Source organism: Streptomyces sp. NPDC044571 (genome assembly GCF_040647115.1).
Classification (GTDB): Bacteria; Actinomycetota; Actinomycetes; order Streptomycetales; family Streptomycetaceae; genus Streptomyces.
In genome coordinates, this window is record NZ_JBEZBN010000013.1 from 104932 (window position 1) to 126737 (window position 21806).

Annotated in this window: 17 protein-coding genes; 8 read left to right on the top strand and 9 right to left on the bottom strand. The window is 72.4% G+C overall.

The genetic code is table 11. The features are described 5' to 3' along the window. Positions 1-266 precede the first annotated feature (266 nt). The gene (locus tag AB0B01_RS09825; RefSeq protein WP_361715014.1) at positions 267-2534 is read right to left on the bottom strand and encodes a M4 family metallopeptidase; all 2268 of its coding nucleotides are present in this window, start codon (positions 2532-2534) and stop codon (positions 267-269) included. Positions 2535-2915: 381 nt separating this feature from the next. Between AB0B01_RS09825 and AB0B01_RS09830 the strand changes: the two genes are divergently transcribed. Then, on the top strand, positions 2916-4403 hold the full coding sequence (locus AB0B01_RS09830) for a sugar transferase (RefSeq protein ID WP_361715017.1): 1488 nt from the start codon (positions 2916-2918) through the stop codon (positions 4401-4403). Between the two features lie 25 nt (positions 4404-4428). On the opposite strand, the gene AB0B01_RS09835 is transcribed toward AB0B01_RS09830, so the two are convergent. Continuing rightward, positions 4429-5373, bottom strand: a complete 945-nt coding sequence (locus AB0B01_RS09835) for a GDP-L-fucose synthase (RefSeq protein WP_361715020.1) — start codon at positions 5371-5373, stop codon at positions 4429-4431. 299 nt (positions 5374-5672) lie between these two features. Between AB0B01_RS09835 and gmd the strand changes: the two genes are divergently transcribed. The 4 genes from gmd (at position 5673) to AB0B01_RS09855 (ending at position 10799) form a co-directional block, all read left to right on the top strand. Continuing rightward, on the top strand, positions 5673-6686 hold the full coding sequence (gmd, locus tag AB0B01_RS09840) for a GDP-mannose 4,6-dehydratase (RefSeq protein WP_361715023.1): 1014 nt from the start codon (positions 5673-5675) through the stop codon (positions 6684-6686). 245 nt (positions 6687-6931) lie between these two features. Beyond that, a complete protein-coding gene (locus AB0B01_RS09845) occupies positions 6932-9709 on the top strand; it encodes a LamG-like jellyroll fold domain-containing protein (RefSeq protein ID WP_361715025.1) in 2778 nt (925 codons plus the stop codon). A gap of 81 nt (positions 9710-9790) precedes the next feature. Then, positions 9791-10462, top strand: a complete 672-nt coding sequence (locus AB0B01_RS09850) for a hypothetical protein (protein WP_361715028.1) — start codon at positions 9791-9793, stop codon at positions 10460-10462. Positions 10463-10586: 124 nt separating this feature from the next. Then, entirely contained in the window at positions 10587-10799 is a 213-nt protein-coding gene (locus AB0B01_RS09855) for a hypothetical protein (RefSeq protein ID WP_361715031.1), read from the top strand. Positions 10800-10803: 4 nt separating this feature from the next. On the opposite strand, the gene AB0B01_RS09860 is transcribed toward AB0B01_RS09855, so the two are convergent. Together AB0B01_RS09860 and AB0B01_RS09865 are read right to left on the bottom strand one after the other, a co-directional pair. Beyond that, positions 10804-11919: a glycosyltransferase gene (locus tag AB0B01_RS09860; RefSeq protein WP_361715034.1), complete on the bottom strand. Its 1116-nt coding sequence runs from the start codon at positions 11917-11919 to the stop codon at positions 10804-10806. Continuing rightward, entirely contained in the window at positions 11916-12455 is a 540-nt protein-coding gene (locus AB0B01_RS09865) for a WcaF family extracellular polysaccharide biosynthesis acetyltransferase (protein WP_361715036.1), read from the bottom strand. Before AB0B01_RS09865 ends, AB0B01_RS09860 begins: the two co-directional genes overlap by 4 nt. A gap of 151 nt (positions 12456-12606) precedes the next feature. Between AB0B01_RS09865 and AB0B01_RS09870 the strand changes: the two genes are divergently transcribed. Further along, on the top strand, positions 12607-14082 hold the full coding sequence (locus AB0B01_RS09870; protein WP_361715079.1) for a hypothetical protein: 1476 nt from the start codon (positions 12607-12609) through the stop codon (positions 14080-14082). A 106-nt stretch (positions 14083-14188) separates the two neighbouring features. Here AB0B01_RS09870 and AB0B01_RS09875 read toward each other — a convergent pair whose 3' ends face one another. From AB0B01_RS09875 to AB0B01_RS09885, 3 genes are read right to left on the bottom strand one after another with little or no spacing between them, the layout of a single operon-like run. Beyond that, on the bottom strand, positions 14189-15412 hold the full coding sequence (locus tag AB0B01_RS09875; RefSeq protein ID WP_361715039.1) for a hypothetical protein: 1224 nt from the start codon (positions 15410-15412) through the stop codon (positions 14189-14191). Continuing rightward, positions 15409-17154: a lipopolysaccharide biosynthesis protein gene (locus AB0B01_RS09880; protein WP_361715042.1), complete on the bottom strand. Its 1746-nt coding sequence runs from the start codon at positions 17152-17154 to the stop codon at positions 15409-15411. The genes AB0B01_RS09875 and AB0B01_RS09880 overlap by 4 nt, the downstream gene beginning before the upstream one ends. After that, positions 17151-18356: a glycosyltransferase family 4 protein gene (locus tag AB0B01_RS09885; RefSeq protein WP_361715082.1), complete on the bottom strand. Its 1206-nt coding sequence runs from the start codon at positions 18354-18356 to the stop codon at positions 17151-17153. The genes AB0B01_RS09880 and AB0B01_RS09885 overlap by 4 nt, the downstream gene beginning before the upstream one ends. Positions 18357-18528: 172 nt before the next feature. On the opposite strand from AB0B01_RS09885, the gene AB0B01_RS09890 reads away from it, so the two are divergent. After that, positions 18529-19011: an adenylyltransferase/cytidyltransferase family protein gene (locus tag AB0B01_RS09890; protein ID WP_361715045.1), complete on the top strand. Its 483-nt coding sequence runs from the start codon at positions 18529-18531 to the stop codon at positions 19009-19011. Here AB0B01_RS09890 and AB0B01_RS09895 read toward each other — a convergent pair. Both AB0B01_RS09895 and AB0B01_RS09900 read right to left on the bottom strand, forming a co-directional pair. Beyond that, a complete protein-coding gene (locus AB0B01_RS09895; RefSeq protein ID WP_361715048.1) occupies positions 18992-19714 on the bottom strand; it encodes a CDP-alcohol phosphatidyltransferase family protein in 723 nt (240 codons plus the stop codon). The two genes, AB0B01_RS09890 and AB0B01_RS09895, sit on opposite strands and share 20 nt — an antisense overlap. Before the next feature lie 63 nt (positions 19715-19777). Next, positions 19778-20983 carry an MFS transporter gene (locus AB0B01_RS09900; protein ID WP_361715051.1) on the bottom strand — a complete coding sequence of 402 codons (1206 nt, stop codon included), beginning with the start codon at positions 20981-20983 and terminating at the stop codon, positions 19778-19780. Between the two features lie 83 nt (positions 20984-21066). Here AB0B01_RS09900 and AB0B01_RS09905 point away from each other — a divergent pair, with 83 nt between their 5' ends. Beyond that, entirely contained in the window at positions 21067-21693 is a 627-nt protein-coding gene (locus tag AB0B01_RS09905; RefSeq protein ID WP_361715053.1) for a MarR family transcriptional regulator, read from the top strand. Positions 21694-21806 lie beyond the last annotated feature (113 nt).

A 21806-nucleotide genomic window follows, 5' to 3' on the forward strand; every position in this document is an offset into this window, starting at 1 on the left:
GGGCCAGGAGCAGGCTCGCCCTGAGGAGCCGGGTCAGGACCAGGTCCGTCACGAGGAGCAGGGCGAGGACCAGGCCCGTCACGAGGAGCAGGGCCAGGGCGAGGGCCGGCAGCAGCACGACGAGGAGCCGGACCTCTTCGACCGCATCTTCCGCGCCGTCTGATCAGCATGGAACAGGGCCGTCCGGGAGGGTCTCTCCCGGACGGCCCCGCGCTTTTCAGGGGTGGCCGGCCCACAGGTCGGCCTGGAGGTCAGCCTTCAGGGGTTCAGAAGGTGAGCTTCCAGCTGTTGATGTAGCCGGTGTCCAGGCTGGCGAGGTCCGCCACCCGCAGCTTCCAGGTGCCCTGCGCCACCTCGGAGGAGGCGTTCACCGTGAAGCTCTGGACGATGTTGTCCGCGCTGCCGCCGGAGCGGTTGCGCAGGTTGTAGACGGTGCCGTCGGGGGCGACCAGGTCGACCCGCAGGTCACCGACGTAGGTGTGGACGATGTTGACGTCCACCTTGAGGGTGCTCGGGGCGTTGCCTGTGCGGGTCACCGCGATCGGGGACTCGACGGTGGAGTTGTCCGCGATCTGGTAGTCGTTCGTGTTCTCGAACACGTTCTGCTGGCTGGTGCCCACGGTCCAGGTGAAGGACGCGGTGCCCGTCTTGGCCGCCGAGTCGGTCACCGTGACGGTCACGTTGGACGTGCCCGCGGTGGTCGCCGTACCGGAGATGAGACCGGTCGAGGAGTTGATCGACAGCCCGGCCGGCAGGCCGGTGGCCGCGTAGCTCAGCGCACCCGGGTTGGTGCTGGTGGCCTGGACCTGGAGGCTGACGGCCGTGTTGATCTGGGTGGTCTGGTTGGCGATCGGGGTCACCGAGACGCCGTTGTTGATGCGGGCGCCGACGTTGATGGCCGCCCAGGCGTTGGCCGCGTTGTTGTACGTGGCCGAGCCGGCGCCGTAGAGGTCGGCGGCGGCCTGCAGGGTGGCCGTACGGGCCGCGGCGTAGTTGGTGTTCGACTTGAAGTAGCCCACCGTCAGCGCGCGGAACCAGATCTTCGCGGCGGCGTCACGGCCGATGCCGGTGACCGGCAGGCCGTCGGAGGTCGGCGAGTTGTAGCTCACGCCGTTGATGACCTTGGCGCCGGAGCCCTCGGAGGCCAGGTAGAACCAGTGGTTCGCCGGACCCGAGGAGTAGTGGACGTCGACGCCGCCGATGCCCGAGTACCACGCGTCCTTGGAACCGCCGTCCTTGCTCGGCTTGTCCATGTAGCGCAGCGGGGTGCCGTCGCCGTTGATGTCGATCTTCTCGCCGACCAGGTAGTCGCCGACGTCCTGCGGGTTGTTGGCGTAGAACTCGACGGCCGCCGCCATGATGTCGGAGGTCGCCTCGTTCAGGCCGCCGGGCTCACCGCTGTAGGTCATGTTGCCGGTGACCGAGGTCAGGCCGTGGGTCATCTCGTGGGCGGCCACGTCGATGGACGTCAGCGGGTGCGTGTTGCTCGTACCGTCGCCGTACGTCATGCAGAAGCAGGAGTCGTCCCAGAAGGCGTTGACGTACGCGTTGCCGTAGTGGACCCGGCTGTACGGGGCCACGCCGTCGTTGCGCAGGCCGTTGCGGCCGTGCACGTTCTTGTAGTAGTCCCACGTCAGCTGGGCGCCGTAGTGGGCGTCCGCGCCGGCGGTCTCGCGGTTGGACGCGGCGCCGTTGCCCCAGGTGTCGGTGGTGTTGGTGAAGAGCGTGCCGGTGCCGGAGCTGCCGCCCTTGAGGTCGTACGTCTTGTGGTTGCCGCGTCCGGCGTCGGTCAGCGTGTAGTTGCTGCCCGACTGCGAGGTGCCCATCGTGACCTGGCCGCTGTACATGGTGTTGCCGGTGCCGGTCTCGATGGCCTGCCACTCGGTGATCTTCGCGCCCGTCTTGGCGTTGGTGATCACGTGCAGCTCGCTCGGGGTGCCGTCGTCCTGGAGGCCGCCCACGACGGTCTCGTAGGCGAGGACCGGGACGCCCTCGGCGGCCCAGATCACCTTGCGGGCGCTCTTGGAGGCCTTGGCGTCCTTGGAGCCCGCGGAGTTCGCGGCGGAGACGGCCTGGCCCTCGGCGGCGGCCGGGGTGACCGTGGCCGTGGTGTCCGCGACCTTGATCTCGTGGTTGGTGGCCTTGGTGATGCTCTTGGTGACGCCGCCCTTGGCGTGGACCGTCAGGTCGCCGCCGAGCACGGGGAGTCCGCCGTACGTGCGCTCGTACGTGGTGTGCGTGGTGCCGTCGGCGTCCTTGACGACGTCGCGGACGACCAGCTTCTCCTGCTCGCCGAGGCCGAGGGCCTTGGCCGCCTGGACGGTGGTCGAGTTGGCGTCGGCGATGAGCGTCGCACGCTCGGAGGGGCTCAGCTTGACGGCTGCCGCGCCCGGGTTGGGCTGGGCGGCGGTGCGGGCCTGCGACGCGGTGGCGTCGGCGGATGCAGTGCCGGCCTGTATGCCGACGGCGAGCAGCGCTGCGGCGGCAACGAGCGCGCCGGCCGCGGTGGCACGCCTGTGGGGGGTGGGACTCAACGCAGACTCCTTCTGCAAGGGGGGCTCCGGACGGCTGGGTGGGCCTCCGGGCAGAGCAGGCTGGTGCGATGAACGGATCGAAGAGTGCCAGCTACTCGATGCAATGTCAGGAGCGCGTCAAAAGGTTGGCTGGAAACGGTTCGTTGACCGAGGAGACGTATCCGGTATCCGAACCATTCACCTTCGTGTGCGAAAACGCGGCCCAACATCTGGAACGGTTGGTACCGGTTGCTAACGCTTGGGCAACAAGAGGTCTCGTTCGGGCAATCGGCACCTGGCGAACGGGTGTTTGTCGTACTGTTTCCCGGTGCGCCAGATGTCCGTCGCCTGGGGAAGCCACGGGCACGCGCCACTGTCATAGACCACGTGCCAGGGGGGCCCATGAGGCATGTCCATTTTCCTGCGCAAAGAGTGGCCGCGGCGGCCGCTGAATCCGTGCGGTCCGCCGCCGCGCCGGTGAGGCGGCTCGGCGACAAGGCCCGCTGGTACCTGCCGGCCGCCCTCACCGCGGACTTCCTCGGCGCCGCCGTGCCCGTGGGACTCGTCTTCGAGGCCGCGCAGCAGGTCCGGCCGGTGTACTGCGCCCTCGGCGCGGCGCTCGCCTGGACCGGGGTGCAGGCGCTGCGCCGCCGTTACGCGACCCGGGTGCTCGGCGAATCGCGGGGAGTGCTGCCCGTCGTCCACGACTGGCTGATTCTGATCGGTGTCCTGGCCGTCGCCCGCGTGGTGACCGGTGAGAACACCCCGCGCCTGGCCGCCCTCGGGGCCCTGCTGCCCGCCCTGCTCATCACCGTGGCCTGCCACAAGCTGACCTACCGCCACCTCTCCGCCGCCCGGCGCGAGGCGCAGGCCGTCAGCCGCGTCCTGGTGGTCGGCGAGCCCGGCGCCGCCGATTCCGTCATCGCGCACCTGGCCGCGCGCACCGACCACCCGTACGTCGTGGTCGGCGTGGTCCCGGTCGGGACCGGCCCCCTCGACAGCGGGGTGCCGGTGGCCGCCCGGCTCGACGCGGACGCGCCCGAGGTCCCGAACGGCGACTCCGCCGCGGTGCTCGGCGCCGTCCGCAGCCACCACGCCGACCTCGTCCTCGTCGCCCCCGGGGCGTGCATCACCGGCGAGCGGCTGCGCCGGGTGGCCTGGGCCCTGCACGATGCCGGGCTGGAACTGGCCGTCTTCCCCGGGCTGGTGGAGGTGTCCGTCAAGCGGCTGGAGACCCTGTCCGCGGGCGGGCTCGCCGTGCTGCGGGTGGCGCCGCCGGTGGGCCGGGGCGTCCAGACCTTCCTCAAGGCGGTGCTCGACCGCGTCGGGGCCGCGCTCGGACTGCTGCTGCTCTCGCCGCTCTTCCTCGGCATCATCGCGGCGATACGCCTCGGCTCGAAGGGCCCGGCGTTCTACCGTCAGCGGCGCATCGGGCGCGACGGGGTGCCGTTCGTGATGTGGAAGTTCCGGACCATGGTCGTGGACGCGGACCGGCTCAAGGGCGAACTGTCCGGGGCCAACGAGAACGACGGCCTGATGTTCAAGATCCGCCGCGATCCCCGGGTGACCCGGGTCGGCCGGCTGCTGCGCCGTACCTCGCTCGACGAACTCCCGCAGCTCCTCAACGTCCTGGGCGGCCACATGTCGCTGGTCGGGCCGCGCCCGCCGCTGCCGGAGGAGGTGGCGCAGTACGACGAGGTCGAGCTGCGCAGGCTCACCGTGCGGCCGGGGATGACGGGGCTGTGGCAGATCAGCGGGCGCTCCGACCTGTCATGGGACGAGACGATCGCTCTCGACCTCCAGTACGTCGACAACTGGTCCTTCACCAGCGATGTCGACGTCATGGGCCGTACGCTCCGCGCCGTCGTCGACGGTCGCGGAGCCTACTGAGGGGCGAGGGCCGCTCTCCGTGCGATCAGCTCTGCTCGCGCCACCACCGGTAGGTGGCGGCGATGCCGTCCCGCAAGGCGATCTCCGGCTTCCAGCCGAGCGAGGTCAGGCGGCTGACGTCGAGCAGCTTGCGCGGGGTGCCGTCCGGCTTGGACGTGTCCCAGGCGATCCGGCCGCGGAAGCCGGTCACCTCGGCGACGGTTTCGGCGAGGGCCTTGATGGTGAGGTCCTCGCCGCAGCCGATGTTCACGGGCTCGTCGCCGTCGTAGGAGCGCAGGAGCACGGCGCAGGCGGCGGCCAGGTCGTCCACGTGCAGGAACTCCCGGCGGGGCGTGCCGCTGCCCCACAGGGTGACCTCTTCGCGGCCCTCGGCGGCGGCCTCGTGGAAGCGCCGGACGAGGGCGGGCAGGACGTGCGAGGTCTCCAGGTCGAAGTTGTCGCCCGGACCGTAGAGGTTCGTCGGCATCGCGGAGATGTACGAGGCCCCGTACTGCTTGCGGTACGACTGCACCTGCACGATGCCGGCGATCTTCGCCAGGGCGTACGCCTCGTTGGTCGGCTCCAGGGGGCCGGTCAGCAGGGCGTCCTCGCTGATGGGCTGGGGAGCGAGCTTCGGGTAGATGCAGGAGGAGCCGAGGAACAGCAGGCGGCCGACGCCCGCTGCGTGCGCCCCGCCGATGACGCTGAGCTGGATCTTGAGGTTGTCCTCAAGGAACTGCACCGGGTAGGTGCTGTTGGCCATGATCCCGCCGACCTTGGCCGCGGCGAGCACGACGGCGTCGGGGCGGACCTCCTTGAGGTACGCCCCGGTCGCGGCGGCGTCGCGCAGGTCGAGGTCGGCGCGGCCCCGGGTGAGCACCTGGTGGCCGTCGGCGGTGAGCCGGCGGGCGACCGCGGAGCCCACGAGGCCGCGGTGGCCCGCGACGAAGACGCGGGCGTTCGGGGGCAGGAGCGGCAGCGAACTTGTCATACCGCCGATGATGCCAGTCCACTGCCGCGGGCTTCAGGGGAGGTGGACGCCCCGCCCGCCCGCCGCGCGCCGGAACTCGGCGCGAGGGGTTCCGGTTCGGCCGTGTACGGTACCCATCCGGCCCCTGCGGGGCCCCTGGCGGAGCCTGCCGAGGCGGCCCCGGCCGGGTCGGGGATCCCGGTGCCGCAGGCCGGCCGGGCGGGCGGACCCGGACCGCCGCCCGGGGGCAGGACCCGGGGGAACGGGTGGGGGGAGCCCCGCCCACCACAACAGAGCGCAACGACAACCAGGGGGACCCCATGGGCAAGACCGCACTGATCACCGGCGTCACCGGGCAGGACGGCTCCTATCTTTCCGAGCTGCTGCTGTCCAAGGGCTACACGGTGCACGGGCTCGTGCGGCGGTCCTCCAGCTTCAACACGGAGCGGATCGACCACATCTACCAGGACCCGCACACCGCGAACCGCTCCTTCGTGCTGCACCACGCGGACCTGTCCGACGGCGTCGCCCTGGTGAACCTGCTGCGTGAGATACGGCCCGACGAGGTCTACAACCTGGGCGCCCAGTCGCACGTGCGGGTCTCCTTCGACGCCCCCCTCTACACCGGCGACGTGACCGGCCTAGGCGCCCTGCGGCTGCTGGAGGCCATCCGGGCCAGCGGTGTGGACACCCGGATCTACCAGGCCTCGTCCTCCGAGATGTTCGGCGCCACCCCGCCGCCGCAGAACGAGAAGACCCCGTTCCACCCGCGCAGCCCGTACGGCGCCGCCAAGGTCTTCGCGTACTGGACCACGGTGAACTACCGCGAGGCGTACGACATGTTCGCGGTCAACGGGATCCTCTTCAACCACGAGTCGCCCCGCCGCGGCGAGACCTTCGTGACCCGCAAGATCACCCGCGCGGTCGCCCGGATCAAGGCCGGCCTGCAGTACCACCTCTACCTCGGCAACCTCGACGCGGTCCGCGACTGGGGCTATGCCCCCGAGTACGTGGACGCCATGTGGCGGATGCTCCAGCAGGACGAGCCGACCGACTACGTGGTCGCCACCGGCGTGGCCGCCACGGTGCGCGAGTTCGTCGAGTCCTCCTTCGCGCACGCCGGCCTGGACTGGGCCGAGCACGTGCGCTACGACCCCAAGTACGAGCGCCCGAGCGAGGTCGACGCCCTGATCGGCGACGCCTCCAAGGCCCAGGAGCTGCTTGGCTGGAAGCCGACGGTGCTCGTGGCCGAACTGGCGCGGATCATGGTCGACGCCGACATCCGCCAGGTCGAGGACCAACTGGCGGGCGTGACCGTCCGGATCGACCGCTGAGGCCTTATATTTCCCCTACGATTTGCCGTGTCACGGTCATTCCCGCGGGTAACTGCGGGCGTGGCCGGGGTAAACCTGCCGTATGTCCGTTGTGCGCCCTCCGTGGCGGACCCGTTGATTCCAAGTTGGTATGCAATGGGTCAAGTGAGGTGACCGGGCCTTCACGCGAGCCCTAGTCTGCGCCAGTACATATGGCTGTTCGGATAGTTCCAGCCATCAAACCGGGCGATTGCCCTGGGGGGCTCATGCGTAGATCCAGAGGGCTGACTGCTGCCCTCGTCCTGTCACTGGCGGGTGCCGGCACCGGCATCGGCCTGGTGCTGATGCCGGAAGCGTCCGCCATCACCGCGCCGGTGGCGTTCACCGCCGACGAACTGCCCACCTGGCAGCCCAACGGCATCGTGTTCGCGATGGCCGAGGCGAACGGCACCGTCTTCGCCGGCGGCACCTTCTCGGCCGTCCGCCCGCCCGAGGGCGGCGCCGGCGCCGAGCAGGAAGCCGTGAACTTCGTCGCCCTGGACGCCGCGACGGGCAACCCCACCTCGTGCAAGCTCGCCTTCACCGTCGGCGACGGCACCGCGACCGTGCGGGCGCTGACCGTCTCGAAGGACAAGAAGACCCTCTACGCGGGCGGTTACTTCGGCGCCGTCAACGGCACGCCGGTCTCCAGCCTCGCGGCGATCGACATCGAGACCTGCACCCCCAAGGCCGCCTTCCACCCGGCCTTCCCCGCCACCGTGCGCGCGCTCGCCGTCACCGACGACACGCTCTACACGGCGGGCGACTTCGGCACCGTCGAGGGCCAGACCCGCGAGCGGTTCGCCGCGGTCGACGCCACCTCCGGTGCGGTCAAGCCCTTCACCGCCAACGCGGACGAGCCCGGCCGCGCCGTCGCGGTCACCCCCGACGGCAAGAACGTGCTGCTCGGCGGCGACTTCTTCTCGGTCAACGGCTCCAACACGCACGCCCTGGCCGTCGTCAACGCCGCCACCGGCGCCGTCGCCAAGACGTACAGCACCATCCCGTCGAACTCGGTCGTCAAGACGATCGCGACCGACGACACCGGCTTCTACACGGGCAACGAGGGCTCCGGCGGCGGCGTCTTCGACGGCCGCATCGGTCTGCGGCTGTCCGACTTCAGCGAGAAGTGGCGCGACCGCTGCCTCGGCGCGACCCAGTGGGTCCTGCCCTACCAGGGCGTGCTCTACAGCTCCTCGCACGCGCACGACTGCTCCCTCAACGGCGAGTGGCCCGACGGCAAGCGCAACTTCCTGCTGGCCCAGCCGACGAACTACGAAGGCGCCGCCCCCGCGCCCGTGGACGGCTTCGTGGCGAGCCCGCGCAAGCTCGGCTGGCACCCCACCGCGAACGACGGCATCGGCGAGGGCATCGGCCCGCGCGTCATGACCATCGCGGAGAAGAGCGACGTCAAGTACATGTGGGTCGGCGGTGAGTTCACCCTCATCAACGGCAAGGCCCAGCAGGGCCTGACGCGCTTCGCCTCCACCGGCGACGTCGGCGCCCCGACCACCCCGGTGGCGAGCGCCGCGAGCGTCAAGCCCGGCGAGGTCCAGGTCCGCTGGCGCACCAGCTACGACCAGGACGACAGCAAGCTGACGTACCGCATCTACCGCAACGGCTCGGCCACCCCGATCGCCACCGTGGTCGCGGACTCCGTCGAGTGGGAGCGCCCGCAGGCCTCCTGGACCGACACCACGGCCAAGGCCGGCCAGTCCTACACCTACCGGGTGACGGCCACCGACGGCGCCGGCAACACCAGCGCCCTGTCGGCCACCGCCTCCGTGACGGTCCCGGCCTCCGTGCAGGCGTACCCGAACCAGGTCCGCGCGGACGGCGCCAACCTGTACTGGCGCTACGACGACACCGTCAGCCCGTACGTCGCCGACTCCTCGGTCTCCGGCAACACCAGCGGCATCCAGGTGAACACCCCGGCCCTGCGCCAGACGCCCGGCGCGGTCTCCGGAGCCGGCACGGCCATGGGCTTCAACGGCACCAGCCAGCAGGTCTACAGCGACCGCCGCCAGACGGTGAGCAGCGCGTACACCATCGAGACCTGGTTCAAGACGAACACCACGCGCGGCGGCAAGCTGATCGGCTTCGGCAACAACACCACGCGCAACAGCGGGTCGTACGACAAGCAGATCTACATGACCAACACCGGTCGTCTGGTCTTCGGCGTCTACAACGGCTCGACCCGCACCGTCTCCACCGGTCTGTTCGACACGTACAACGACAACAAGTGGCACCACGTCGTCGGCACCCAGGGTCCGGCCGGCATGGCGCTGTACGTCGACGGTCAGAGCAAGGGCACGCTGAACGTCACGGACTTCCAGCAGTACGCGGGCTACTGGCACGTCGGCGGCGACAACCTCGCCGGCTGGCCGACCAGGCCGACCAGCAACTTCTTCGCCGGCCAGATCGACGAGACGGCCGTCTACCCGAAGGCGCTCACCGCGGCCCAGGTCAAGAACCACTTCGACCTGGCCAAGACCGTCGCCGACACGGTCTCCAAGGTCACCGCGACCGAGGACACCTACATCAACCAGGGCGCCCCGAGCACGGCCAACGGCGCGGCCACCTCGCTCGCCGTCCGCGGCACCTCGGCGTACGAGACGTACCTGCGCTTCGACGTGCCGGCCGCGCCGGCCGGCACGGTCCTGAAGTCCGCCACCCTGCAGGTCAAGACCACGACCCAGACGGGCGCCGGTACGGCCGACACCGTGTCCGTGGTCCCGGTCACCGGCACCTGGAGCGGTACGAGCACGACCTTCAACAACAAGCCGACGCTCGGTACCACCCCGCTCGGCACGTTCGGGGCGATCCCGGACGGCTCGGCGGTCCAGAGCACCCCGCTCGACACCGCCGCGGTCACCGCGGTGCTGGGCAGCAGCTACAGCATGGCCCTGACGAGCACGGGCACCGACCCGCTGTGGATCTGGTCCAAGGAGTCGACGGCGGCGGACGCCGCTCCGCAGCTCGTCCTCACGTTCGGCCCGAAGTAACCGCCTGACGGCATGCGGGGCCCGGCGCTCGTGCCGGGCCCCGCACGCCTGTCCCCACCGGCAAGTACGGGAGCTCCACTGATGTACCGACGCTCCGCAGCGGCTGCTGTTCTGCTGGCCGCCGCTCTGACCCTGACCGCCTGCAGCTCGGGCGGCGACGGAAAGGCCGACGCCGCGGCGGCCAAGCCGCCGGCCTCGTCGTCGGCGCCCGACCCCGCGGACTCCGCGGCGCCGCCCGCCTCGCCCGGCGCGAAGCCGACGGGCCCCGTCCTGCCCGACGCGAAGCTCACCCCGAAGACGGGCAGCTTCAAGCCCAACGAGAAGCAGTACCTGAGCGGCCGCGTCCCGGAGAAGATGGACCCGGCGGCCGTCCTGCAGACCGGCCAGGAGTCCTGCCAGCGGGTGGAGCGCACCGCGAAGCGCGACAAGGACGCGGCGACCGGGTCCATCATCGCCGGGGAGGTCCCGGGGGCGAAGGACGCGATCACCTACCTGTGCCCGGAGCAGAAGCCGATCCTGGCGGCGGCGGAGAAGGGCTTCGGCGACGGCACCCGCCCCGCTCCGGCGGCCGGCACCTACCGGGCGCTGACCCAGAGCACCACGTGCACCTGGGAGGCCAAGGGCAAGGACGGCTCGGTCGTGGCCTCGGGCCCGGAAGGCCCGCCGAAGGCCGGTGACAAGATCACGGCGACGATCCCGTCGGGCGCCGCCGAGTTCACCTCCACCGGCTGCTACGCCTGGATCCCGGCGTAACGCGCACCGCACCCGTACGAGAACGCCGCCCCCGAGCCCGAACCACGGGCCGGGGGCGGCGTTTTCATGTGCCGTCCCCGGGTAGCCGCGGGGTCAGACATCAACGACTGCGGAGGCGAATCACATGGGAGGCATCGGCGGCTGCATCGCGCTGATCGTGGTGGGGGCCATCCTCACCTTCGCGACGGACTGGGACATGGAGAGCGTCAACCTCGACGTCGTCGGCCTGATCATGATGGCGGCCGGCGCCATCGGCCTCGCCGTCTACGCGAGCGTCTTCAAGCGGCGCCGCGCGGCGGCCCTCCCGGTGGTGGACGAGACCCGCCACGAGCTGTAGCGCCTCAGCGGCGGGCCCCCTCGTACACCGGGAGCAGGGTGTCCAGGACCGCGTCCATCGAGAAGGACTCCTCGGCCAGCTTGCGGGCGGCCCGGGAGGCGGAGGTGTTGGCCGCCGGGTCCAGCAGGGCGAGCACCGCCGCCGCCACGCCCGCCGGTCCCGGGTCCACGGCCCGGCCCGCGCCGGCCGAAGCGATGTCCCGGGCCAGGCCGTTGGAGTGGGTGACCACCGGGGGCACGCCCACGGCCAGGGCCTCCAGGACCGACATCGGGAACGGCTCGTCCACCGAGGGCAGCACGTAGACGTGCGCCCGGCGCAGCTCCGCGAGCACCTGCTCCGCGGACAGCGCCCCCGGGACGGTGAAGTGCGCACCGAGGCCGAGCTCCGCGATGCGCGCCCGCACCGCGGCCAGCTCCCCCTCGTCCGGCCCGGCCACCACGAACTCCGCGTCCGGGTGCGCCGCCAGGACCGCCGGGGCCGCGTCCACGAAGTCCACCGGGCGCTTGCGCGCCTGCAGGCGAGCCGAGTACAGGATGCGCGGCGGCCCGGACAGGGCGGGGCGCTCCTCCTGCGCGGGGGTGCCGTTCACCAGCCGGACCGCCCCGGCGAGCGGCCCGCCGACCACCGCGTCCAGGCCCTCGCGCTCGTACGGGGTCAGGTACAGCACCGCGTCGGCGCCGCGCAGCAGCCGGCGTACGGCCACCGCGTCCAGCACCTTGGCCAGCAGCTTCCCGCTCGGGTCGACCATCCCGTGGGTCTGCAGCACCAGAGGCCGGCCGGCCCGCAGCGCCGCCAGGGCCACCGGCAGGGTCACCAGGTCCCGCGCCAGGTGGACATGGACCACGTCCGCCTCCCGCACCAGCCGGCCCGCCGAGGCCAGCAGCGCCGCCGAGGTCATCCCGCTGAAGCCCAGCGGCAGCAGCCTGCGCGCCGGGAACAGCTTGGCCGGGACGCCCTCGACCGAGCTCGGCCAGGGATCGGCGAAGCCCTCTCCCAGCGCCACCAGGCCCGCCTCGTGGCCGCGCGCCCGCAGCCCCTTGGCCAGGTTCAGCGCGACCCGTACCGGGCCGCCGAAGGCGTGCGAGGGGGAGTGCAGCGTAACGGCGTGCAGGACTCTCACTTGGGCTCCTCGACCGGGCGGCGCCGCCCGTCCGTCGTCTGCAGGGTCAGCGCGGGCAGGTCCTGGTGGACCACTGCTCCGGCGCCCGCCACCGCGCACCGGCCCACGGTCACACCGGCGAGCACGGTCGCCCGTACCGCCACCCACGCGCCGTCCTCGACGACGATGGGCGCGTTGCGGTAGCGGAAGTCGGCGGCCCGGTGGTCGTGCGAGCCCGTGCAGAGCATCGCCTCCTGGGAGATGCACACGTGGGCCCCGATGGTCACCGGCTCCAGGTTCAGCAGCCAGGCACCTTCACCGATCCAGGTGTGGTCCCCGACGGTCAGCTTCCACGGCCACAGCACCCGCACCCTGTGCCGGATCAGCACGCCCTCGCCGATCTGCGCGCCGAACGCCCGCAGCAGGGCCACCCGCAGCCGCGCCGGACAGAACCACGCCATGAACAGCGTGTTCATCACGGCGAACCAGAGGGCCTGCGTCAGCAGCCCGCGCCCCTTGTCGTAGCCGGACAGCGTGAAGGCAGGAAGATCACGCAACGGTCGCCCCTCGATTCCACCCCGGACCGCGCCTCCCCGGGCGCAGACCGCTCAGACTAGACTGCGCGCGGACCAGGCACGCGGGGTGGGGGCAACAGTGGCAACGGACACAAGGAAGCCCTCGGCCGCGCAGCCGGTACGCCCTCCGGCCATACCCGTGCGCGAGCCCGACGAGAGCCTGTGGGGCCGGGTCACCACCCCGCGCACCCTCCTCTCCCGCGCGCTCTCCGTCCCCCTGGCCCTCGGATTCACCGTCTTCCTGCCGCTGTTCGTCGCCGTCCAGACCGGGGCCGGCGTACGCGACGCGGCGTTCTGGCTCCAGCTCCTGCTCACCATGTACGCCGGCGCCCGGCTGTCGGCCATGGTGCTGACCAGCCGCCGCAAGCTGCTCCAAGGCTCCTTCTGGCTCTTCGTCTACATGGCGATGGGGGTGGCCCCGCTGGCGCAGGCCGTCCTCGGCCAGGTCCCGACCCCGGTGGTCGGCCCCCGCTCCGACCTCACCGCCGCGATCGGCCTGGTGCTGCTCGGCTGTACGGCGTTCGACGTCGGCGTCCTGCTCGCCCGGCACCGGCCGGCGGGCCGCGCGGGCGGCTCCCAGAAGGAACCGCGCCCGGTCATGGCCCACCGGCGCAGGCTCCAACTGCTCACGGCCCTGTCCTTCCTGTGCAGTGCGGCCTTCGTCATGAAGCTCGGCGGCCCGGCGGTCTTCTTCTCCAGCCGCCAGGAGATCATCGCCGGCATCCAGGAGGCGGGCGTCTCCAACGGCGACGGCCAGGCCGGGCAGGCCCTGCTGCGCGGCTTCGGGACCGTCCCGGCGCTGCTCGCCCTGCTGCTGTACACGCGCTGGCTGATCACCTCGAAGTACGCCCGCCGCAAGGTGTCGATCATCGTCACCTGGGGGGCGCTGGCCCTGCTCAACCTGGTGGTCAACAACCCGATCTCGAACCCGCGGTACTGGTTCCTCACGGTCATGTTCGCGCTGCTGTTCACCGTCTTCCCGGTGAGCGCGGCGATGTACCGGGTGGCGCTGTCGATGGCGGTGGTCATCGCCCTGCTCGTGTTCCCGTTCGCGGACCGCTTCCGCTACGACGAGAAGAACTACAAGCCGGTCGAGACGACCTCCTTCCTTGAGCCGATGGCGCTGAAGGACTACGACCAGATCGGCATGTTCGCCAACACCATCACCTACTCGGACTCCGGCCCCGGCCACTTCTACGGGCGCCAGCTGGCCGGCTCCCTGTTCTTCGCCGTGCCCCGCGCGGTGTGGCCGGGCAAGCCGAAGGACACGGGCGTGATGATCGGCGAGTGGATGGGGACGGTCAACACCAACCTGTCCTCCCCGATCTGGGCGGAGCTGTGGATCGACTTCGGCCCGCTGGGCATGGGCGCCGGACTGCTGGGGATGGGCTACGCCGCCGCCCGCGTGGACCGTCGCTACGCCAAGCGGGCCACCCGGCGCTCGCCGCCGGGCAGCCTGATCTCGGTGGTGGTCCCGCTGGTCGCGGGCTACTCCTTCATCCTGCTGCGCGGCCCGCTCCTCCAGGCCTCGGGCCGGGTGGCCATCGCGGCCCTGTGCCTGGCGCTGGTGGCCACGTACCGCCAGGACAAGGGCACCACCCTGCGCTGAACCCGCGCCGTGCCCCGCTCGGGCGGGGCCGGGCGGGGCGCACGCCCCTCCCGAGTGCGCTGCCCCGATCGGGGGCGCGGCAGGGCCTCACGGGGCCCCGACGGGCTCAGGCGGCCGGGACCGGCTCCTCGGACGCCGCCGGGGTCTTCACGCGGGCCACCCGCAGCCAGGCCGCCGCTGCCTTGAGGGCCGAGCCCGCTGCCAGGCCCCAGGCCGCCCCCGTGACGCCCCAGGCCGCGTAGCCGCCCAGCAGGAAGACCACGGACAGCAGCGAGAACACCACCTGCAAGGAGAGCGTGGCCCGGGGGTTGAGGACCCGCAGGGTCAGCAGCGCGCACGTGCCCAGGCCCATCACCGCGTACTGGGCGCCCGTGGCCGGAAGGAGGGCGGCCGCCGCGGACCAGGTCTCGCCGAGCATCCGGCGCCCCACCCGCTCGGGCAGCGCGTACAGCACTGCCGCCCATCCCGCGCCGAGCACCGCCAGCCCGCTGCCCAGCAGCACGGTCATCCGCACCACGCCCCGCTTGCCGCGGGCCCGCCCCACCACGGGCGGGCCGAACGCGTTCGCCGAGTTGAACAGCACGTTCAGCGGCCCGAACAGGGTCGTCGCCCCGCGCAGCGCGCCCACCGCCAGCGGCGTCGCGAAGACGCCGAGGCCCAGCACGGCCAGCTGGCTGGAGCCGTTGCCCACCGCGAACTCGACCACGAACCGCTGTCCCAGGTGGCCGCGGCGCAGATACGGGCGCAGGTCGGCCCGCGCCCCGCGCACGCCGGGCCGCAGCAGCCACAGGCCCAGCCCGAGCGCCGGCAGCGCGGAGACGCCCCACACCAGCACCAGCCTTCCCGCCGAGGCCCCTTCGGGCTGCACCGCCAGCGCGGCGACGACGCACACCAGCCGCACCGCGTCGGCGGCCAGGGCCCGCTCGGGCGTGCGCAGTGCAGAGAAGCAGTACCGCAGCCCGTCCTGGACGAGGACCAGCGGCAGGACGAGGCCGAGCGCGAGGAAGGCCCGGCCGCCGGCTCCGGGCAGGGCCAGGCCGACGAGGGCGAGCAGCGCCGCGGCGACGCCCGAGGCGGCCGCCGTGAAGCCCACCGCCGAACGGCACACCGCGCCCAGCCGCTCCTCGGCCTTCTCCAGCACCACCGTCTGGCCGACGTAGGCCATGTTCAGCCCGAGGAGCACGCTGAAGGCCACGTACACCATCGAGAAGTCGGCGAAGCCGGACGCCGTCGACAGCCGGGCGGCCAGGACCAGCACCAGGATGTTGGTGGCGCTGGAGGCGGCCTGGTCGAGGACCGATGCGACGGCGGCGAATCCGCGCCTGCTCACCGCCGGCCCATGCGCACCGTGCGCAGGGCGACGGTGTCGGTGCCGTCACCGGGGATGTGCTGCTCCGGCTCGGCCGGCCGGCGCGACAGCGGCTGCGGCGTGCCCGGCCGGGGACGGGGCGGGGCCGGCGGGGCGCTCTTGCGCCCGCTGCGGCCCCCGCGCTTCTCGTCGGCCAGCGGGGCGTGCAGCACGGCGCCGAGCACCGTGCCGCCCGCGCCGCTGATCAGCTCGCGGATCCGGATCAGGTCGGTGCGGTGCACGGCGCGCGGATCGCAGACGACGAGTACGCCGTCGACGCGGTCGACGAGGGCGAGGGCGTCGGCGTACGAGAGCACGGGCGGCGCGAGGACGACGACCGTGGAGTTGGGCGAGTCGGCCTCGGAGATCAGGCGGGTGGCGCGCGGGGAGGTCAGCGCGCGGGCCACGTTGCGCGCCTGCTCGCCGGGGATCAGGTCGAAGGCGCCCGATTCCCCGGCGTCCACGACGAGCTGCCGCCCGTCGGGCCACTCGGAGTCGGCGTGCGCTCCGGGGTTCCCGCCCGCGGCCGGGCTGCCCGGCGTCTGGCTCCACCGCGGTCGGCCGCCCGCATCGGTGGGCAGCTGGCTGGCCAGCACCGGCGTGCGCAGGTCGGCCTCGATGAGCAGGACGTCCTTGCCGGTCTCCGCGAAGGAGGCGGCCAGGTTCACGGCCACCGCGGCGGCGGTCTCGCTGCTGCCGCGGGGGGCGACCACCAGCAGGCGGCGCCGGTCGGCGAAGCGGGAGTCGTAGGCCAGCCGGAAGGCCACCGAACGGAACTCCTCGGCGAGCCGGGGGTCTTCCTCCCCGGCCGCGAGCAGGGGCCCGCCGCCGGTCTTGTCGCGGGGCAGGGTGCCGAGGACGGGCGCGCGCAGGGCCCGCGCGACGTCGCCGTCGGAGCGGGGAGCGGGGTCGAAGACGAGGCGGACCCAGGCGGCGAGCAGGCCGAGGGCCAGGCCCACGGCCGCGCCCAGCGCGAGCGACATGGGAATGCCGGGCCCGTCGGTCGCGCTGGGCGGGGTCGCGGCGCTGGTGACCCGGCCCGGGGTCATGTCGAGGGCCTGGAGCTTGGCGATGTTGCTGTTGAGCGTGTTGACCTTGCTCTGGAGGTCGGTCTTCGAGGAGTACGCCGCGTCGCGCGCCGGACCGGCGGGCATGGAGTTGATCTGCCGGACGAGCTCGTCGAGCTGCTTGGCGACCGGATCGCGCTGATCCTGGTAGCCCTTGACCATCTTGTCGCGCGTGACGTCCAGGGACTCCTGGCGCTTGAGGAGGTACGCCTCGGTCATCGCGTTGGCCCGGGTCGCGGCCTCCTTGGGGGAGGACGCGGTGTACGTGAAGCGCAGCACCATCGTCTGCGGCGGGTTGGTGACCTGGAGGCCGCTGCGCAGCCCGGCGAAGTCCTTCGCGGAGACGCCGAGCTTCTTCGCGGCCTCGTTGGCTATGGAGGAGCTGAGCGCCACCTGCCGCTCCGAGCCGATGTTGATCGCCTTGTCGGGGGCGAGGCTCGGGTTGAACGGGTCGTCGGTGGGTGCGCGCAGCACCACGTCCGCGGTCGCGACGTAGGTGTCGGCCGTGGAGATGCCGAGGTAGACGCCGCCCAGCAGCCCGACCCCGATCCCGGCGCCGATCAGCCGTCGGTAGCGCAGGAGCTGGCGGAACTGGTCCCGGAGGAGGTCGGGTTCGTCCTCGGCCGGGACCGCTGCGGGGCGGTTCGTCTCGATCACGGCTGCGGACCCCCAAGTGCTTCGTCTATCAGTGCGTCGATGCGGGCCAGACCCGCGTCACGGCTCAGGTGCGCCGCCACGTGCCGGGGCCCGGCCGCCCCGAGTGCGTCTGCGCCCTCGGGGTCCTCGGCCAGGGCCCGTACGGCCTTCAGCAGGGCGTGGGGGTCCTCCGGCGGTACGAGCACCCCCGCGCCCGAACGTTCCACCTCCTGGGCGGTACCGCCCTGCGCCGCGACGGAGGCGACGACGGGCCGGCCGGCCTGGAAGTACGAGGTCAGTTTGGACGGCACGCTCATGTCGAGCACGGCCGCGTGCTGCGTCACGGCGAGCACGTCCGCCGCGGCGAGGATATCGGGGAACTCTCCGTCGGCGGCAGGGGGGATGATGTCCAGATTCGGTACGTCGGCCGCCAGGTCGGCGAGGGCCGCGCGCTGGCTGCCGTCGCCCATGAGGACGAAGCGGACGTTCTCGTCCAGCCGGGCCGCACCGACGAGCACTTCCAGGCCCTGCTTGAGGCCCATGTTCCCGGAGTGCAGCACGACCGTCTGGCCGGGGGCCCAGCCGAGGTGGCGGCGGGTCTCACCGCGCGGCCGCGTGGGCTGCGGTACGTGGGACCAGTTGGGCACCAGGCGGATCTTCTTCGGGTCCACACCCATGCCGACGACCCGGTCGACGAAGGTCTCGTGGATCACGCCGACGAGGGTGGCGCGCCCCAGGGCGTAGGCCTCCGCGCGTCCGGCGAAAGCGGCCGCCTTGTCGCCGCCGCTGATGCCGCTCTGGGCGGCCGCGGCGCCCATGAGGTCCTGGACGACCGGGACGTACGGGACCTTCCACTTCGCCGCGAGGCGGGCGGCCAGCACGCCGCCGGCCAGGCTGGGCATCTGGGCCATGACGGCGTCCGGCCGGGGCATCCGGGGCGGGGCCACGGAGCCGTGCAGCAGAATCGATCCTTCGAACAGGGCCCGCTTCACGGCGGTCTGGCGCGACGGCACGGTGTGCGCACGCCGGTGCACGATGACCCCCGCGCGCCGTTCCGTGCGCCGCAGCGCCCCCTTGTACTCCGGCTCCAGCGACCACGACGGGTAGTGCGGCATGCCGGCGAGGACGTGGGTCTCATGGCCGAGATCCGCCCAGTGCTCCGCGATCTGGGTGGCGTACGGCCCAATCCCCGCGTGCTCGGGAGCGTAGTTGGTGGAAACCAGCAGGAGCCGCCGGTGACCGGATCTCGACACGTAAAGTCCCCTTCTCCCCAGGATGATGCCCTCGTCACCCTATTCGTTCACCGGCAGGGTGCAGAACGTGCACGCTATTGTCTGCTAATCCGCCGCACCGGGGGGTGCGGCCGCTGGGGGGTAACTCATGACGGAGCAGGACATGTCCGACCTTGGCGTACCCGGACGCAGGCCTTATCGAGTGGGCTATGCCCCGGGTGCCTATGATCTGTTCCATATCGGGCATCTCAATATCCTTCGCCACGCCCGCAGCCGGTGCGACTACCTCGTGGCCGGAGTGGTCTCCGACGAGATGGCCGAACTGGCCAAGGGCCGCCGCCCGATGATCCCGCTCGTCGAGCGGCTGGAGATCGTGCGCAGCGTGAAGTACGTGGACGCCGCGTTCGTCGAGACGGTCCCGGACAAGGTGGAGACCTGGAAGCAGGTCCGCTTCGACGTGATCTTCAAGGGGGACGACTGGCGGGGCACCCCCAAGGGCGACAAGCTGGAGCAGGACTTCGCCGCCGTCGGTGTCGACGTCGTGTACTTCCCCTACACCGTGCACACCTCCAGCACCCAGCTGCGCCGGGCGCTGAACGCGCTCGCCGAACCCCTCGCCGAGCCGTTCACCGCGGAACGGCGCTGAGCTCCCGGAACCACTTCGCCAGGAACGCCGCCAGGAACAGTGCGGCGACGGCGCCGAGCCCCGCGTACGCCCAGCGGAACAGCTCCCCGCCGCCGAGCAGCAGGAACACCAGGCAGAACACGCCGTAGTCCACCGGCAGCAACGCCACCGCGCGCAGGGTCGACGGGGCGGCGGCCGCGCTCCCCGGAGCCGGCCTGGGCTTGAGCTTCTCGGTCAGCAGCCCCCCGAAGAAGGTGACGACCGAGGCGAACTGGAAGCCGAGCGGCACCAGCAGCCAGCCGTCCCCGCCCGTCCCGTAGGCCTCCGGGAAGCGGTGGAAGGCGATCAGCACGCAGGTGTGCAGGGCGGTCAGCTTCGCGCAGTCCACGACGTGGTCCAGCCATTCGCCCGCCGCGCTGCCGCCTCCGCGCAGCCGGGCCAGCTGGCCGTCGGCGGAGTCGAAGGCGAAGCCGACCGCGAGCGCGGCCCACACGGCGATCCCCAGCCCCCAGGAGGGCGCGGCGAGCGCGAGCGCCGCCACGGCGGCGAAGCTGAAGGCGGCGCTGACCAGCGTCACCTGGTTCGGAGTCAGCCCGAGTCCGTACGAGACGGCGGCCAGGTACCGTCCCGCGGGCCGGTTGACGTACCGCGAATAGAGCGACACGCCCTTCGCCGACTTCTGCGCCCCGCGCAGCTCCCGCAGCGCGGTCCCGACACTCGCCATGCGTACCCCTGATCCCTGCGACACCACACGTGTGTCCAGGTGCACGTGTGTACGAGGGCCACATCATCGCAGGGCGGTGGCGGGCTCCCGCCCCCGAGCGGTCCGTACGTCCGGAAGCAGCAGGACGCAGAGGTTCGCGGCGGCGGTGAGCACGGCCGCGGCCAGCAGCGGAGCGGCCGTTCCGGTCACCGCCGCCAGCGGCGCCGCCACCGCGAGCCCGAGCGGCCGGGCGGCGAAGGAGATCAAGGTGTCGAAGGAGCCGACCCGGCCGAGGGCCTCCGGCGGGACGCGCAGCTGGATCTCGCTCTCCCACAGCGGGCTGAGCAGCCCGACGCCACCCATGCCGATGAAGTACGCGGCTGCCGCCACCGGCAGGGGCAGGCGCAGCCCGAGCGCTGCGAGCGCCGGGGCGAAGGCCGCGGAAGCCACCGCCACCCACACCAGCGGCCGCCGCACCGGCAGCCGCCCGGCGGCCCAGGCCCCGACGAGCAGTCCGACCGTGCCGGCCTGGGCGATCACCACCCAGGCGCCCTCGCCGCCGAGGGACTCCACGGCGATCAGCGGGCCGAGGGTGAGCAGCAGTCCGGCGGCCAGGTGCCAGACCCCGTGGGCCAGCACATTGGCGAGAAACCACGGATGCCGGCGCGTCTGGGCCCACCCCGCCCGCAGTTCGGCGCCGAAACCGGGCCGGTCCGCCGCGCCGCCGCGCCGGCGGGCCCGGGTGCGGATGCCGCCGAGGGTAAGGGCCGAGGCGGCGAACAGGGCGCCGGTCAGCAGCGAGGACCAGCCGGGTCCGAGGGCCAGCATCAGCGCACCCGCGGCGGCCGGCCCGGCCATCGAGGCGAGCCCCTGAGCCACCATCAGCCGGGAGTTGGTCCGCAGCCGGTCCGGTCCGGCGGCCACCGCGGCCACCAGGGTGCGCGCCGAGGGGTTGCCGAAGGCCACGGCGGCTCCGGTGAGCGCCGCCAGCGCCGCGAGGACGGGGATGCGTACCGGTCCGGCCCACAGCAGCACGCCGGTGCCGACCTGCGCGGCGGCCCGTACGAGGTCGGCCGCGAGCACGACCAGCCGGGGCGGGAACCGGTCCGCGGCCACCCCCGCGACGGGCAGCAGCACCAGCATGGGCAGCATCTCGGCGGCGAGCACCAGGCCCAAGTCGCCGACGGTGCCGTCGCGGACCACCGCCAGGGTGAGGGTGGTCGGGATCAGCGCGGTGGCGAAGGCGGAGCAGGTGCGGCCGGAGAGCAGCCGGAAGATCGTCGGGGTCATGGGCGGAAGTCAATTCGCCGACGAACGATTCGTCAACGAAATAATGCGCTCGGACCGACTGCCGACGGGGCGATAATGCGGGCATGGAGGAGCCAGCGGGACCGAGGGCGCGCACGCCGCGCACCAGGCACGCGCCCGGAGCGGCGGCGGGCGCGGAGAGGCCCGTCACGGCGCGTGCCCGGGCCGGGGCCCGCCCGCCGGCAGCCGCGGAGGTCGCGGGCGCCGAGGACTCCGTCGACCGGCACATCGCCCGGTGGAGCGGCAAAGTGCCCTTCGACGTGCTCACCGAGGCCGTCATCACCCGTATCCAGCTGCTCGCCAAGCACGTCGGACACGGCAAGGAGCGCGCCCTCGCCAAGACCGGGCTGCAGGCCTTCGAGTTCGAGACCCTGCACCGGCTCGCCTCCCGCGGCGCCCCCTGGCGGGCTCCCTCCGCCGAGCTCGCCGCCGAACTGCTGCTCTCCCCGGCCGGGATGACCGGCCGGCTCGACACCCTGGAGAGGTCCGGGCTGATCCGCCGGGTGCGCCCCGCCGGGGACCGCCGCCGGGTCGACGTCGAGCTGACCACCGAGGGCCACCGGCGCTGGACCGAGGCGATGCGCTGGCGCGCGGTCGCCGAGGCGGAGATGGTCGAGCCCCTCGACGAGGCCGAACGCGACGCCCTGGCCGCCCTGCTGAAGCGGATGCTGCTGCACGTCGAGGCCGGGTAGCCGCCTGCCCCCGACGTCCTGCCGCCGGGGGCCCGGACCTTCGTGTCGTAGCGGAAGCCGCCGTTCACGGCGAAGTAGTCCTGCAGCTTCACCGCGCGCGTGTAGTCGTCCTT